The sequence below is a fragment of the Pseudomonas sp. S3_G06 genome (genome assembly GCF_054667565.1).
The window spans coordinates 3,373,624-3,387,720 of record NZ_CP162738.1 but is presented as its reverse complement, the minus strand read 5'-3'; the positions used below and the strand labels follow the sequence as shown (position 1 = coordinate 3,387,720).

The following is a 14,097-nucleotide window of genomic DNA, read 5'->3' as shown; positions in this document are numbered from 1 at the left end:
CCTTCGCCGCTTGTTTCAGGTGCTCTGTGGCCCCGCGTCGACAGAGTGAAACAGGGAAGCCGGTGAGGGTGGTCTTCAAGCGAAGCCACGACGATCCCGGCGCTGCCCCCGCAACGGTGAATGAGTGAAAACTGCGCCTTGAGCCACTGCCTCGAAAGAAGCGGGAAGGCGCGCAGTCCGGCGAAACGCCGCTCATGAGCCCGGAGACCGGCCTGATCCATCTCAGCGGCATCACGGTGGGCGATGCCAGGCTTTTTGCCGTCTATTCTTGTGCCTGCCCGCCGTTATCCAGCCTCAACGGAGAGCTCCCCCCATGACTGATTCCCCCGAGCGTGACGAGCGCCATCTGGCGCGCATGCAGCGCAAGAAAGCCGTGATCGACGAACGCATTGCCAACTCGCCCGACGAATGTGGCTTGGTGCTGGTGCTGACCGGCAACGGCAAAGGCAAGAGCAGCTCGGCGTTCGGCATGCTCGCCCGCGCGATGGGCCACGGCATGCAGTGCGGCGTGGTGCAGTTCATCAAGGGCCGCAACAGCACCGGCGAAGAATTGTTTTTCCGCCGCTTCCCCGAGCAAGTGCGTTTCCACGTCATGGGTGAAGGCTTTACCTGGGAAACCCAGGATCGTCAGCGCGACATCGCCGCGGCGACCGCCGCTTGGGAAGTCTCGCGCGAATTGTTGCGCGACCCTTCGATCGGTCTGGTGGTGCTCGACGAATTGAACATCGCCCTCAAGCACGGCTACCTCGATCTCGATCAGGTGCTCAGCGATTTGCAGGCGCGTCCGCCGATGCAACACGTGGTGGTCACCGGTCGCGGCGCCAAGCCGGAAATGATCGAGATGGGCGACACGGTCACCGAGATGGGCATGCTCAAGCACGCCTTCCAGGCCGGGATCAAAGCGCAGAAAGGCGTCGAACTTTGAAGCAACCACGCCACTGCCCGGCGGTGTTGATCGCCGCGCCGGCCTCCGGTCAGGGCAAGACCACCGTCACCGCCGCACTCGCCCGTTTGCATCGCAATCAGGGGCGCAAGGTCCGCGTGTTCAAATGCGGGCCGGACTTTCTCGATCCGATGATCCTCGAGCGCGCCAGCGGTGCGCCGGTCTATCAATTGGACATGTGGATGGTCGGCGAGCAGGAAAGTCGTCGGCTGTTGTGGGAAGCCGCCGCCGAGGCTGATCTGATTCTGATCGAGGGCGTGATGGGCCTGTTCGACGGCACGCCATCCAGCGCTGATCTGGCGCGCCACTTCGGTGTGCCGGTGCTCGGCGTGATCGATGGCACCGCCATGGCGCAGACCTTTGGCGCCTTGGCGCTGGGCCTGGCGAAGTATCAGCCGGACTTGCCGTTCGCTGGCGTGCTGGCCAACCGCGTCGGCACCTTGCGCCATGCGCAATTGCTCGAAGGCAGCCTCACCGAAGGTCTGCGCTGGTACGGCGCGCTGTCCCGCGAGACCGGCATCGAATTGCCGAGCCGCCACCTCGGTCTGGTCCAGGCCAGCGAATTGAATGATCTGGATCTGCGTCTCGACGCGGCCGCCGATGCGCTGGCCAGCAGTTGCCAAGTCGCGCTGCCCCCCGCCGTTGAATTCGCCGCGCCTGACGTCATCGCCGCCGAGCCCTTATTGAAAGGTGTGCGCATCGCCGTCGCCCGTGATGAAGCCTTTGCCTTCACCTATGGCGCCAGTCTCGATCTGCTGCGGGCGATGGGCGCCGAACTGCAATTTTTCTCGCCGATCCGCGACACCCGATTGCCCGAGGCGGACAGCCTGTATCTGCCGGGCGGTTATCCGGAACTGCACCACGTCGCGCTGGCGCAAAACACCACGATGCTTGCAGCAATCCGCGCGCACCACGCGGCGGGCAAGCCGTTGCTCGCCGAGTGTGGCGGCATGCTTTATCTGCTGGATTCGCTGACCGACGTGGAAGGCACCCGTGCTGAGCTGGTCGGTTTGCTCAAGGGCGAGGCGGTGATGCAGAAGCGTCTGGCGGCGCTGGCGTTGCAGGCGGTTGAGCTGCCGGAAGGTTCCTTGCGGGGGCATACGTATCACCATTCGCTGACTACAACCGAGCTGACGCCGATTGCCCGTGGGCTGAGTCCCAATGGCGGGCGCGGCGCTGAGGCGGTTTATCGCGAGGGGCGGATGACGGCGTCGTACGTGCACTTTTATTTCCCGTCGAATCCGACTGCGATTGCGTCATTGTTTGCGCCAGACAGTGAGGCCGGCTTCGCGAGCAAGCTCGCTCCCACAATGGATGACCTGAACCCTGTGGGAGCGAGCCTGCTCGCGAAAGGGCCATGACCGACAACACATTCTCCGAAGCCGAACGCGCAGCGGTCTACAAGGCCATCGCCGAACGCCGCGACATGCGCCACTTCACCGGTGGCAGCGTCGAGCCGCAGTTGCTGCGTCGTCTGCTCGAGGCCGCTCATCAAGCGCCGAGCGTCGGCCTGATGCAGCCTTGGCGCTTCATCCGCATCAGCGATCGTGCTCTGCGCGGGCAGATCCGCGATCTGGTGGAAGAGGAACGCATCCGCACCGCCGAGGCCCTCGGCGAGCGCAGCGATGAGTTCATGCAGCTCAAGGTCGAAGGCATCAACGATTGCGCAGAAGTGCTGGTCGCGGCGCTGATGGATGATCGCGAAAAGCACATCTTCGGTCGGCGCACGTTGCCGGAAATGGACATGGCCTCGTTGTCCTGCGCGATCCAGAACCTGTGGCTGGCCTCCCGTGCCGAGGGCCTGGGCATGGGCTGGGTCTCGCTGTTCGAACCGCAAGCCTTGGCGGATTTGCTCAAGTTGCCGGCCGGTGCCAAGCCGCTGGCGGTGTTGTGTCTGGGCCCGGTAAAGGAGTTCTATCCGGCGCCGATGCTGGTGCTCGAAGGTTGGGCGCAGGCGCGGCCGCTGAACGAGTTGCTGTGCGAAAATTATTGGGGAGTGAGTCAATGAGTGTGGCGTTGCTGAGTGTCGCCGCAGTAGCGCTGGATGCGCTGTTCGGTGAACCGAAACGCTGGCATCCGCTGGTGGCGTTCGGCAATTTTGCCGGACGCATCGAGCAACGCTTCAACGCCGGCGGTCGTGGCTGGCGCAGTCATGGCGTCACCGCGTGGGTTATCGCGGTACTGCCGCTGACCTTGCTCGCCACAGCATTTTCCTGGGCGCCCTATGTCGGCTGGATCGTCGAGATTCTCGCGTTGTATTGTGCACTCGGCATGCGCAGCCTCGGCGAACATGTCGCGCCTGTCGCGGCGGCGTTGCGCGCCGATGATCTGGACGAGGCACGCAAGCGCGTCGGTTATCTGGTCAGCCGCCAGACCAATGAACTGGACAGCAACGCCGTGGCCCGTGCCGCCACCGAATCGGTGCTGGAGAACGGCAGCGATGCGGTGTTCGCTGCGCTGTTCTGGTTTGTCGTCGCCGGCGCGCCGGGCGTGGTCCTGTATCGCTTGAGCAATACCCTCGATGCGATGTGGGGTTATCGCAACGAACGCTTCGAGCGTTTCGGCTGGGCGGCGGCGAAAATCGACGACGTGTTGAACTACATTCCTGCGCGTCTGGTGGCATTGACCTACGCGCTACTGGGCAAAACCCGCCTCGCGCTCAAATGCTGGCGCACCCAGGCGCCGCAGTGGGACAGCCCCAACGCCGGCCCGGTGATGGCGGCCGGTGCCGGTGCGCTGGGCGTCGAGTTGGGTGGCCCGGCGATCTATCACGGCGAACTGCATGAGCGCCCGCAACTGGGCGAAGGTGCGCCGGCCGATGCCGATTCCATCGAGCGTGGCTGGCAATTGGTCCAGCGCGGCGTATGGTTGTGGCTGCTGATGCTTTGCCTGGGGGCGGAATTTTATGCTTGAGCACGGTGGCCGGCTGCGCAAGGCTGCACTCGATTACGGGATCGCCGAGGCCGACTGGCTTGACCTGTCCAGCGGCCTCGCGCCGTGGCCGTTCCCGATCCCGGAGATCCCGCTACGCGCCTGGGCGCGCTTGCCGGAAAGCGACGACGGTCTGGAACAGGCCGCCTGCGATTACTACGGCGCCGCGCAGGTGTTGCCGGTGGCCGGCTCTCAAATGGCCATCCAGTTGCTGCCGCGTCTGCGCCGGGCCGGCAAGGTCGGCGTGTTGTCGCCGTGCTATGCCGAGCATGCCGAAGCCTGGCGGCGCAGCGGTTACATCGTCCGTGAAGTGCTCGAGCAGGAAGTCGAATTCTTTCTCGACAGTCTTGATGTGCTGGTGGTGGTCAATCCGAACAATCCGACCGGACTCAGCCTGACCCCGGCACGCCTGCTCGACTGGCATGCGCGGCTGGCGCAACGCGGCGGCTGGCTGGTGGTCGACGAAGCGTTCATGGACAACACGCCGCAACTGAGCCTGGCGCCCTATGCGCATCAGGTCGGGCTGGTGGTGTTGCGTTCGTTCGGTAAGTTTTTCGGTCTGGCCGGGGTGCGCCTCGGTTTCGTTCTGGCCGAACGCAAGTTGCTCAAACTGCTCGCCGAACAGGTCGGGCCGTGGGCGGTGAGCGGGCCGACGCGAGTGCTCGGTACGGCGTGCCTGCAAGACACCGAGGGCCATACCCGTCAGCGGATTCGCAGCGACGAAGCGAGCGAACGGCTGGCGGCGCTGCTGACCCGTTGCGGTTTTGCACCGCAGGGTGGCTGCGCGCTGTTTCAGTGGCTGATCACCGAGCACGCCGAAGCGCTGCACGAATTCCTCGCCCGGCGCGGCATCCTCCTGCGCCTGTTCAGCCACAACAGCAGTGTACGTTTCGGCCTGCCGGCCGATGCCGCGCAAGAGCTGCGTCTCGAACAGGCTTTGCAAGCTTTCATCAAGGACCACCCATGACCACTCTGATGGTGCAAGGCACTACGTCCGATGCCGGCAAAAGCACTTTGGTGACGGCGTTGTGCCGCTGGGCCACCCGCCAGGGCGTGGCGGTGGTGCCGTTCAAGCCGCAGAACATGGCGCTCAACAGCGCAGTCACCGCTGACGGCGGCGAGATCGGCCGCGCGCAGGCAGTGCAGGCGCAAGCGGCCGGTCTCGAGCCGCACACCGACATGAACCCGGTGCTGCTCAAACCCAACAGCGACACTGGCGCGCAAGTGATCATTCATGGCCGCGCGGTGACGACGATGAACGCCGTCGCCTATCACGATTACAAGGCCATCGCGATGCAAGCGGTGCTCGCCTCGCACGAGCGACTCAGCGCTGCGTATCCGCTGGTAATGGTCGAAGGCGCCGGTTCGCCGGCGGAGATCAATCTGCGCGCCGGCGACATTGCCAACATGGGCTTTGCCGAAGCGGTGGATTGCCCGGTTTTGCTGATCGCCGACATCAATCGCGGCGGCGTGTTTGCGCATTTGGTTGGCACGCTGGAATTGCTCTCGCCGAGCGAACAGGCGCGGGTCAAAGGCTTCATCATCAACCGCTTTCGCGGCGATATCGCCTTGTTGCAACCGGGCCTCGACTGGCTGGAGCAGCGCACCGGCAAACCGGTGGTCGGCGTGTTGCCCTACGTGATGGACCTGCACCTTGAAGCCGAGGACGGCATCGACCAACGCCAGACCGACAAGGCCGAGCAGGTCTTGAAAGTGGTGGTGCCGGTGCTGCCGCGCATCAGCAATCACACCGACTTCGACCCGCTGCGTCTGCATCCGCAGGTGGATCTGCAATTTGTCGGCCCGGGCCAGGCGATTCCCGCCGCCGATCTGATCATCCTGCCGGGCTCGAAAAGCGTGCGCAGTGATCTGGCTTATCTGCGCTCCAACGGTTGGGACGCGGCGATCAATCGGCATCTGCGCTACGGCGGCAAGGTGCTGGGAATTTGCGGCGGTCTGCAGATGCTCGGTGAGCAGGTGCACGATCCGCTTGGGCTCGAAGGCGCTGCCGGCTCCAGCGCCGGTCTGGGGCTGCTGGCGTTCGAAACGCAGCTCGAAGCCGACAAGCAACTGCGCAACGTGCGCGGGCGGCTGGCGTTGGAAAACGCCGCAGTCAGCGGTTATGAAATCCATGCTGGCGTGACCACCGGGCCGGCACTGGAAAACCCGGCGGTGCATCTGGACGACGGTCGTTGCGATGGTGCGCAAAGTGTCGATGGCCAGGTGTTCGGCACCTATCTGCATGGCTTGTTCGAATCCCCCGAGGCGAGCGCGGCGTTGCTGCGCTGGGCCGGGTTGAATGATGCGCAAGAGGTTGATTACCACGGCTTGCGCGAACGCGACATCGAGCGGCTGGCGGATCTGGTGGAGAAGCATCTGGATACCGGGCTGTTGCGTCAGCTCTGTGGGATTTGAGTTGTCCGGGCTGGCCTCTTCGCGAGCAGGCTCGCTCCCACAGGGAGACGCGATCAACGGTGGGAGCGGGCTTGCCCGCGAAAGGGCCGGTTGTCTCACCACACATTTTTGGATGAACCCATGCTCCAACTGATCCTCGGCGGCGCCCGCTCCGGCAAGAGTCGTCTGGCGGAAAAACTCGCCAGCGACAGCCATCTGGCGGTGACCTATATTGCCACCAGCCAACCGCTCGACGACGAAATGAACCAGCGCGTCGCCCATCACCGCGCGCGCCGTCCGGCCGAATGGGCGTTGATCGAAGAGCCGCTGGAACTGGCCCGCGTACTGCGCGAATCCGCCGGCGCCGAGCGCTGCCTGCTGGTCGATTGCCTGACCCTGTGGTTGACCAATCTGCTGATGCTCGACGACAGCAAACGTCTCACCGCCGAGCGTGAAGCCTTGCTCGACTGCCTGGCGTCGTTGCCGGGTGAAATCATTTTTGTCAGCAACGAGACCGGAATGGGTGTCGTGCCGCTGGGCGAATTGACTCGCCGCTATGTCGATGAAGCCGGTTGGCTGCATCAAGCTCTGGCCGAGCATTGTCAGCGAGTTGTCCTGACCGTCGCCGGCCTGCCCCTGACTTTGAAAGGACCTGCGTTATGAGCCCGACCTGGTGGCTGAACCCGTGCAAAACCGTGAACTCGGACATCATCGCGCAAGCGACGGAGCGCCAGCAGCAATTGACCAAACCGGCCGGTTCGCTGGGGCGCCTTGAATCGGTGGCCGTGCAACTGGCCGGTCTGCAAGGTCAGCTCAAGCCAACGCTGGAGCAAGTCTGGATCGCGATTTTCGCTGGCGACCATGGCGTGGTAGCCGAAGGTGTATCGGCTTATCCGCAGGAAGTCACCGGGCAGATGCTGCTCAACTTTGTCAGCGGCGGCGCGGCGATCAGCGTGCTGGCGCGTCAGCTCGGCGCGCAGCTGGAAGTGGTCGATCTGGGCACGGTGAATCCGACGCTGAATCTGCCCGGCGTGCGCCATCTGAACATCGGCGCGGGAACGGCGAACTTCGCTCAGGGCGCAGCGATGACTCAGGCGCAGGGCGAATCGGCCTTGCAGGCCGGTCGCGACAGTGTCTTGCGCGCGAAAGCCGCCGGCACCCAGTTGTTCATCGGTGGCGAAATGGGCATCGGCAACACCACGGCGGCCAGTGCGCTGGCCTGTGCCTTGCTCGATTGCCCGGTGGCGCACCTGACCGGCCCCGGTACCGGGCTGAATGCCGCTGGCGTCAGCCACAAGGCACAGGTGATTGAACGCGCGCTGGCGCTGCATGCCGCACAGCGTGGCGATGCCTTGCAGACGCTGTTCAATCTCGGCGGGTTCGAGATTGCCGCGTTGGTTGGTGCCTATCTGGCCTGCGCGCAGGAAGGCATCGCGGTGCTGGTCGACGGCTTCATCTGCACGGTCGCGGCACTGGTCGCGGTGCGCTTGAATCCCGCCTGTCGCCAGTGGCTGTTGTTCGGCCATCGCGGTGCCGAGCCGGGCCATCGCCATGTGCTGGAAACCTTGAGCGCCGAGCCGCTGCTCGAGCTCGGCCTGCGCCTGGGCGAGGGCAGTGGCGCGGCGTTGGCAGTGCCGTTGTTGCGTCTGGCCTGTGACCTGCACGGGCAAATGGCGACGTTCGCCGAAGCAGCCGTGGCGGATCGCCCGGCATGAGCCTGCGCCTGGATCTGCTGCGCCACGGCGAAACGGAACTCGGCGGCGGCTTGCGCGGCAGCCTCGACGATGCGCTGACCGCAAACGGCTGGACGCAGATGCGTGCAGCGGTGGTCGACGGCGGGCCGTGGGATCGTATCGTCAGTTCGCCATTGCAGCGCTGCGCGCGCTTCGCTGCTGAACTCGGCGAGCAACTGAACCTGTCCGTGCATCTGGACAAGGATCTGCAAGAGCTGCATTTCGGCGCGTGGGAAGGGCAGAGCGCGGCGGCGTTGATGGAAACGGATGCTGAAGCGCTGGGGCTGTTCTGGGCTGATCCCTATGGCTTCACGCCACCGCAGGGGGAGCCGGTCAGCGCGTTTTCCGCGCGGGTGTTGGCGGCGGTTGCGCGATTGCACGCGGCTTACGCCGGCGAACGGATTCTGCTGGTCAGCCACGGCGGCGTGATGCGTTTGTTGTTGGCGCAGGCCCGAAGTTTGCCCCGCGAGCAACTGCTCAATGTCGAAGTCGGCCACGGTGCGCTGTTTGCGCTGACGGTCGCTGCGGACGGCGCGCTCAAGGAAGGTCACTGAGATGTTGCCGCTGTGGATCGCCTTGCAGTTTCTCAGCAGCCTGCCGATTCGCCTGCCGGGCATGCCCGAGCCGCACCAGCTCGGCCGTTCGCTGCTGTTTTATCCGCTGGTGGGATTGCTGTTCGGGCTGATCCTCTTCGCGTTGAATCTGTTGTTGGCCGGCGCGCCGTTGTTGCTGCATGCGGCGCTGTTGCTGACCGTGTGGGTATTGCTCAGCGGCGCGCTGCATCTCGATGGCCTGGCCGACAGCGCCGATGCCTGGCTCGGCGGTTTTGGTGATCGCGAGCGCACGCTGACGATCATGAAAGATCCGCGCAGCGGGCCGATTGCGGTGGTCACGCTGGTGCTGGTCCTGTTGCTCAAATTTGCCGCGCTGCTGGCGCTGATCGAGCAAGGGCATACCCTGGCGCTGATCATCGTTCCGGTACTCGGGCGAGCGGCGCTGTTGGGGTTGTTTCTGACTACGCCGTATGTGCGTGCGGGCGGCTTGGGTCAGGCACTGGCCGATCATCTGCCGCGTAGAGCGGGGTGGTGGGTGCTGGGGTTGAGTGCGCTGGGCTGCGTGTTCATCGCGGGTATTGGCGCGGTGCTGATTTCGCTGGTCGGGTTTGTCTGGCTGCGGCGTTTGATGATGCGGCGGTTGGGCGGGGCTACCGGGGACACAGCGGGGGCGTTGCTGGAATTGCTGGAGATGGGGGTGTTGGTGGGGCTCGCTTTGGTCTGAAGGATTTGCGTAGATGATGCCGGCCCCTTCGCGAGCAGGCTCGCTCCCACCTTCGGAATGCAATCGCCTGTGGGAGAGAGCCTGCTCGCGAAGGCGGCCTCACCGGCAACAATGATGTTCATAGTAAACTCATGTGTAACTTGATTTAACACACTCGCGGGTATATACACGCATCATGCTTCCTTCTCAGTGTTTGTGCACCAACCTGCGTCGCGCCGCGCGTGGCGTCAGCAGGCATTACGACGGCGCTCTCGATGGCTTCGGGATCAACGTTGCCCAGTATTCTCTGCTGTGCAATCTGCAGCGACTGGAGCAACCGAGCATTTCCGAACTGGCAGAGGCCATGGGGCTGGATCGCAGCACCTTGGGGCGCAACTTGCGCGTGCTCGAGGGCGAAGGTCTGGTGGCGCTGGCCGAAGGCGAGGACATGCGCAACCGTATCGTGCGCCTCACCGAAACCGGTGTGCAGCGCCTGGCAGCGGCATTGCCGGCGTGGGAAGCGGCGCAACAGCGGCTGATCGACCGGCTCGGTGCCGAGAAGCGCGAAACCTTGCTCAAACTGCTCGACGAACTGGCCTGACGCCGGTTTTTTCGCGCTCAAGCGGGTATATACCCGCGACTGGAGAATAACAATGACATCGATGTGGCGTACGTGCGGTTGGGTGTTGCTGGGGAGTGCGCTGATCCTGGCGTTGTCATTGGGCGTGCGCCACGGGTTCGGTCTGTTCCTGTCGCCGATGAGCGCGCAGTTCGGCTGGGGTCGCGAAGTGTTTGCCTTCGCCATCGCCCTGCAAAACCTGATCTGGGGCCTGGCGCAGCCATTCACCGGCGCCCTGGCCGACCGCTTCGGCGCGGCGAAAGTGGTGCTGGTCGGTGGGATCCTCTACGCAGCGGGCCTGGTGTGCATGGGCCTGTCTGATTCGGCAGTGACTCTGTCACTGAGTGCCGGCCTGCTGATCGGTATCGGTCTTTCGGGCACTTCGTTTTCGGTCATTCTTGGTGTTGTGGGTCGCGCTGTGCCGCCAGAGAAACGCAGCATGGGCATGGGTATCGCCAGCGCCGCCGGTTCGTTCGGCCAGTTCGCCATGTTGCCGGGCACGCTCGGTTTGATCGGCTGGCTCGGCTGGTCGGCCGCGCTGTTGGTGCTGGGCCTGTTGGTGGCGATGATTGTGCCGCTGGTGAGCATGCTCAAGGACAAACCGCTGCCTGTGCTTGGCCATGAACAGACTCTTTCCGAAGCGCTGCGTGAGGCCTGCTCGCACCCCGGTTTCTGGCTGCTGGCGTTCGGCTTTTTTGTCTGCGGTTTTCAGGTGGTGTTCATCGGTGTGCACTCGCCAGCGTATCTGGTCGATCAGCATCTGCCCGCCAGTGTCGGCACTACGGTGCTGGCGTTGATCGGACTGTTCAATATTTTCGGCACTTACACCGCCGGCTGGCTTGGTGGCCGCATGTCCAAACCGCGTCTGTTGACTGCGCTGTATCTGTTGCGCGCAGTGGTGATCGTGCTGTTCCTGTGGTTGCCGGTGACGACCACGTCGGCATATCTGTTCGGCATAGCCATGGGCTTCCTGTGGCTGTCGACGGTGCCGTTGACCAACGGTACGGTGGCGACCTTGTTCGGCGTGCGCAATTTGTCCATGCTCGGTGGCATTGTCTTTCTGTTCCATCAGCTCGGCTCGTTCCTTGGTGGCTGGCTGGGCGGGGTGGTGTACGACCGTACCGGGAGTTATGACTTGATCTGGCAAGTGGCGGTTCTCTTGAGCCTGCTCGCGGCGGCGCTGAACTGGCCGGTGCGCGAGCGTCCGGTGGCGCGCCTGCAAGCTGCGGCGAGTGCAGCATGAGCCGGATCTGCGCGCGATTCGCCGTGACCGCACTGGCTGCTGCGCTGTTGGCGCTGGTGTGGTGGGGCTGGCAACGCGGCGGTCTGGCGCTGATGCAGTTGGGCATGAGTATTTGCTAGATGGCAGCGTGGCGAGTAACGTCGAAGCCTGATGACTGCCCAAGGAAATTCGACATGTTGATGCGCTGGTGTGCTGTTCCCGCGTTGCTGATGGCGTTGACTGGCCTGGCCCAGGCCGCCGACTGTCCTGAGCTGCTGCAAGGCTCGCTGCCCAAGCTGCGCGCCAAGGAATCCATCGATCTGTGCAAGCAGTACGCCGACAAGCCGCTGGTGGTAGTCAATACCGCCAGCTTCTGCGGTTTCGCCCCGCAGTTCGAAGGCCTCGAGGCGCTGAACAAGCGCTACAAGGCGCAAGGGCTGGAGATGCTCGGCGTGCCGTCCAATGACTTCAAGCAGGAGTCCAAGGACAGCGCCGAAACCGCCAAGGTCTGCTACGCCAACTATGGCGTGACCTTCAACATGACCGAGCCGCAGAAGGTTCGCGGCGACGACGCCACGCATCTGTTCCAGGTGCTGGCCGCGCAGAGCAATGCGCCGAAGTGGAATTTCTACAAGTATGTGGTCGACCGGCAGGGCAAGGTGGTGGCGAGTTTTTCCAGTTTGACCAAACCGGATGATCCGGAATTTATTGCGGCGATCGAAAAGGCCATTGCCTCCAAACCGCTGAAGCCCTGATTAATGCTGTTCTCTGTGGGAGCGGGCCTGCTCGCGAAGCGATGTGTCAGTTAGCACATCAACATCTAACATACCGCCTTCGCGAGCAGGCTCGCTCCCACAGGGGTGATTTAGTCGTTCCAGTGAAAAGTTGCAGACATGAAAAAGCCCCGCCTCTGTAAAGAGTGCGGGGCTTTTTCGTGGGCGAGGGGTTAGCCTCGCCACGGTGCATCAGAAGCGGTAAGTCGCGCCGACACCGAAGCCGTTTGCCGAGTTTTCATACTTGGCATCGTAAGTCTGGCCACGCGCGTTTTCGTTGCGGATGTTGACCGACTCTTCTTTCAGGTACGAGTACGCGACGTCGATGGTCAGGTCGTCCGTCGGGCTCCAGCCGGCACCGATACTGAAGATGGTGCGGTCGCCAGTCGGGATACGCGGCGAGCGGTCTTCGTTATTGGTTGGCGACTGGTCGAAGGTCAGACCGGTACGCAGGACCCATTCCTTGTTCAACTGGTACGAGGTACCCACGGCGTACGCCCAGGAGTCATGCCAGTTCTGGTCTTCGTTGATCGAACCGAACTGACCGGCCAGCAGAGGCTGCACGCCGGAGTTCTTTACGGTGATCTTGTCCAGTTGGCTCCAGCGGGTCCAAGTGGTACCGGCGTAGACGTTCCAGCGATCGTTGATTGCCTGGGTGACCGACAGGTCCACGGATTCCGGCGTGGTGATCTTCAGCGAAGCGTCGTACTTCTGGTTGGCGCCAACGCCCACCAGCGCCAGAGCGTTGTAGTTGACCTTGGTGTCGCCTTCGAGCTTGTAGTCGACCTTGGAGTGGTAGGTCAGGCCGACACGGGTGGTGTCGGTGGCCTGGACCAGCAAGCCGACGTTGTAGCCCAGCGCGGTGTCGTCACCCTTGATCTTGACCTTGCCGTCCGGCAGTGCCTGGGTGATCGACAGGTTGGATTCCAGCGAGCCGTCGATGCGGTTGATGGTCGGGCCGAAACCGATCGACACCTTGTCGTTGAAGGCGTAGCTGACGGTTGGCTGGAAAGTGATGACTTGTACTTCGGACTTGCTGCCGAAGTAACGACCGGCGAAGCCGTTTTCGTAATCCGTGATCAGACCGAACGGTACGTACACACCGAGACCGAATGCCCAGTGGTCATCGATCGGTTTTACATAGAAGCCCATAGGTACAGCGGTGAAGGGCACCATGTCGCCTTTGTTGCTACCGCCGTTAGGGCTGGAGCTGGCGTTGCTGATATCGGTGTGTGCATCGACAACGGCGACACCGCCGGTGACTTGTTCGCGCTTGATGCGCGCCATGCCGGCCGGGTTGCCATAAACAGTGCTTGCGTCGTCGGCAGAAGAAGATCGCCCGGCAAAACCAGTCCCCATCCCACTGATGCTTTGTTCGTTGAGGGCAAAACCTGCCGCGAAGATTTGAGTGGAGGCAAGGGTAACGGCGAGGCTAAGGGTGGTTTTGAGCATGACTTTTTTCATTATTAGAACTCCTGGTGATCACCGGGGCGAAAATTACCAACATTTTCGTCCCAGCGCTATAGCCTGTATGCCTTGAGTTAGAGCGGTTTTGTAGGACAATCCGACCAAAATGGCGACCTGATGCGAGAACTTGTGAAACCGCCCGGTCAGCAAGCGACCTGATTCAGCGGTGAAACACAGGTTTGCCAGGCATAGGTGAAGTCGCGCAGACGACCTTGCGGTTGAAAGGTCTGGCGCCAGATGCGCGCCATGCCGAGCAGGTCGGTCGGAGCGGGGAGGGTGGGGTTTTGTTCTTCTACCAGCAGCCAGGCGATGGCCGTGGCGTAACGCAGGTTGACGGTCAGTTCCAGATGCGGGCCGCTGAGGAACGCATGCTGACTGGCCAGGCCGCGCACCAGGCTGGCGCGCTCCGGATCGAGCGCCAGATAATCGTCCCAGAGGGCCTGATGGCGATGCTCGGCAATCCGGTAGAGGCCGTGGCCACGGCGGTCATGCAGGGCAGACCCGAGGGCGGACTGGCTGGCGGCGATACCCAGCAGCAGGGATTCGGCAGTTGCGCAGTGGCGTCCCAGATAAATCAGTGTGGGACGGATCACATAGCGGCACAGTTCGCTGGCAGCGATACCCATAACACCCTCGGTTCTTGTTGTTGAGGGCGAGTCCTGAAGGGGCTTTGGCAGCTGTGGATCGACTCAGGCTCGCCGCAAGCGGGTCAAGCCGCTTGAGTTGAAGTGTAGTGTCATATTCAGCGTGTAAAGGCC

Annotated in this window: 16 protein-coding genes and 1 riboswitch; of the genes, 14 read left to right on the top strand and 2 right to left on the bottom strand. The window is 63.1% G+C overall.

Features of this window, described 5'->3' with window-relative positions; all coding sequences use genetic code 11:
* Positions 1–230, top strand: a riboswitch (cobalamin riboswitch).
* An 83-nt stretch (positions 231–313) separates the two neighbouring features.
* The 14 genes from cobO (at position 314) to AB4N47_RS15025 (ending at position 11,854) form a co-directional block, all read left to right on the top strand.
* Positions 314–925 (top strand): cob(I)yrinic acid a,c-diamide adenosyltransferase, encoded by a 612-nt coding sequence (gene cobO, locus AB4N47_RS15090; protein ID WP_016773703.1) that lies wholly within the window; start codon positions 314–316, stop codon positions 923–925.
* Complete coding sequence (locus tag AB4N47_RS15085; protein ID WP_341638816.1) at positions 922–2,304, top strand: cobyrinate a,c-diamide synthase; 1,383 nt, start codon at positions 922–924, stop codon at positions 2,302–2,304. The genes cobO and AB4N47_RS15085 overlap by 4 nt, the downstream gene beginning before the upstream one ends.
* A complete protein-coding gene (bluB, locus tag AB4N47_RS15080; RefSeq protein ID WP_460154267.1) occupies positions 2,301–2,951 on the top strand; it encodes a 5,6-dimethylbenzimidazole synthase in 651 nt (216 codons plus the stop codon). Before AB4N47_RS15085 ends, bluB begins: the two co-directional genes overlap by 4 nt.
* Entirely contained in the window at positions 2,948–3,856 is a 909-nt protein-coding gene (gene cbiB, locus AB4N47_RS15075; RefSeq protein WP_341638817.1) for an adenosylcobinamide-phosphate synthase CbiB, read from the top strand. The genes bluB and cbiB overlap by 4 nt, the downstream gene beginning before the upstream one ends.
* Positions 3,849–4,841 (top strand): threonine-phosphate decarboxylase CobD, encoded by a 993-nt coding sequence (gene cobD / locus AB4N47_RS15070; protein ID WP_341638818.1) that lies wholly within the window; start codon positions 3,849–3,851, stop codon positions 4,839–4,841. Before cbiB ends, cobD begins: the two co-directional genes overlap by 8 nt.
* Positions 4,838–6,289 carry a cobyric acid synthase gene (locus AB4N47_RS15065; RefSeq protein ID WP_341638819.1) on the top strand — a complete coding sequence of 484 codons (1,452 nt, stop codon included), beginning with the start codon at positions 4,838–4,840 and terminating at the stop codon, positions 6,287–6,289. Before cobD ends, AB4N47_RS15065 begins: the two co-directional genes overlap by 4 nt.
* Positions 6,290–6,409: 120 nt before the next feature.
* Entirely contained in the window at positions 6,410–6,931 is a 522-nt protein-coding gene (cobU, locus tag AB4N47_RS15060; protein ID WP_341638820.1) for a bifunctional adenosylcobinamide kinase/adenosylcobinamide-phosphate guanylyltransferase, read from the top strand.
* Complete coding sequence (gene cobT / locus AB4N47_RS15055) at positions 6,928–7,983, top strand: nicotinate-nucleotide--dimethylbenzimidazole phosphoribosyltransferase (protein ID WP_341638821.1); 1,056 nt, start codon at positions 6,928–6,930, stop codon at positions 7,981–7,983. The genes cobU and cobT overlap by 4 nt, the downstream gene beginning before the upstream one ends.
* Positions 7,980–8,555 carry an alpha-ribazole phosphatase family protein gene (gene cobC, locus AB4N47_RS15050; RefSeq protein ID WP_110601185.1) on the top strand — a complete coding sequence of 192 codons (576 nt, stop codon included), beginning with the start codon at positions 7,980–7,982 and terminating at the stop codon, positions 8,553–8,555. The genes cobT and cobC overlap by 4 nt, the downstream gene beginning before the upstream one ends.
* 1 nt (position 8,556) lies before the next feature.
* Positions 8,557–9,279 carry an adenosylcobinamide-GDP ribazoletransferase gene (locus AB4N47_RS15045; protein WP_341638822.1) on the top strand — a complete coding sequence of 241 codons (723 nt, stop codon included), beginning with the start codon at positions 8,557–8,559 and terminating at the stop codon, positions 9,277–9,279.
* Positions 9,280–9,454: 175 nt separating this feature from the next.
* The gene (locus AB4N47_RS15040) at positions 9,455–9,859 is read left to right on the top strand and encodes a MarR family winged helix-turn-helix transcriptional regulator (protein WP_016773714.1); all 405 of its coding nucleotides are present in this window, start codon (positions 9,455–9,457) and stop codon (positions 9,857–9,859) included.
* 52 nt (positions 9,860–9,911) lie between these two features.
* Positions 9,912–11,120, top strand: a complete 1,209-nt coding sequence (locus tag AB4N47_RS15035) for an MFS transporter (RefSeq protein ID WP_460154266.1) — start codon at positions 9,912–9,914, stop codon at positions 11,118–11,120.
* Positions 11,117–11,239 (top strand): hypothetical protein, encoded by a 123-nt coding sequence (locus tag AB4N47_RS15030; protein WP_024012178.1) that lies wholly within the window; start codon positions 11,117–11,119, stop codon positions 11,237–11,239. The genes AB4N47_RS15035 and AB4N47_RS15030 overlap by 4 nt, the downstream gene beginning before the upstream one ends.
* 54 nt (positions 11,240–11,293) lie before the next feature.
* Entirely contained in the window at positions 11,294–11,854 is a 561-nt protein-coding gene (locus AB4N47_RS15025; RefSeq protein ID WP_071171497.1) for a glutathione peroxidase, read from the top strand.
* A 210-nt stretch (positions 11,855–12,064) separates the two neighbouring features.
* Here AB4N47_RS15025 and AB4N47_RS15020 read toward each other — a convergent pair whose 3' ends face one another.
* Together AB4N47_RS15020 and AB4N47_RS15015 are read right to left on the bottom strand one after the other, a co-directional pair.
* The gene (locus tag AB4N47_RS15020; RefSeq protein ID WP_016773717.1) at positions 12,065–13,336 is read right to left on the bottom strand and encodes an OmpP1/FadL family transporter; all 1,272 of its coding nucleotides are present in this window, start codon (positions 13,334–13,336) and stop codon (positions 12,065–12,067) included.
* Positions 13,337–13,482: 146 nt separating this feature from the next.
* Positions 13,483–13,965 carry a hypothetical protein gene (locus tag AB4N47_RS15015; RefSeq protein ID WP_024012180.1) on the bottom strand — a complete coding sequence of 161 codons (483 nt, stop codon included), beginning with the start codon at positions 13,963–13,965 and terminating at the stop codon, positions 13,483–13,485.
* Positions 13,966–14,097: the final 132 nt, after the last annotated feature.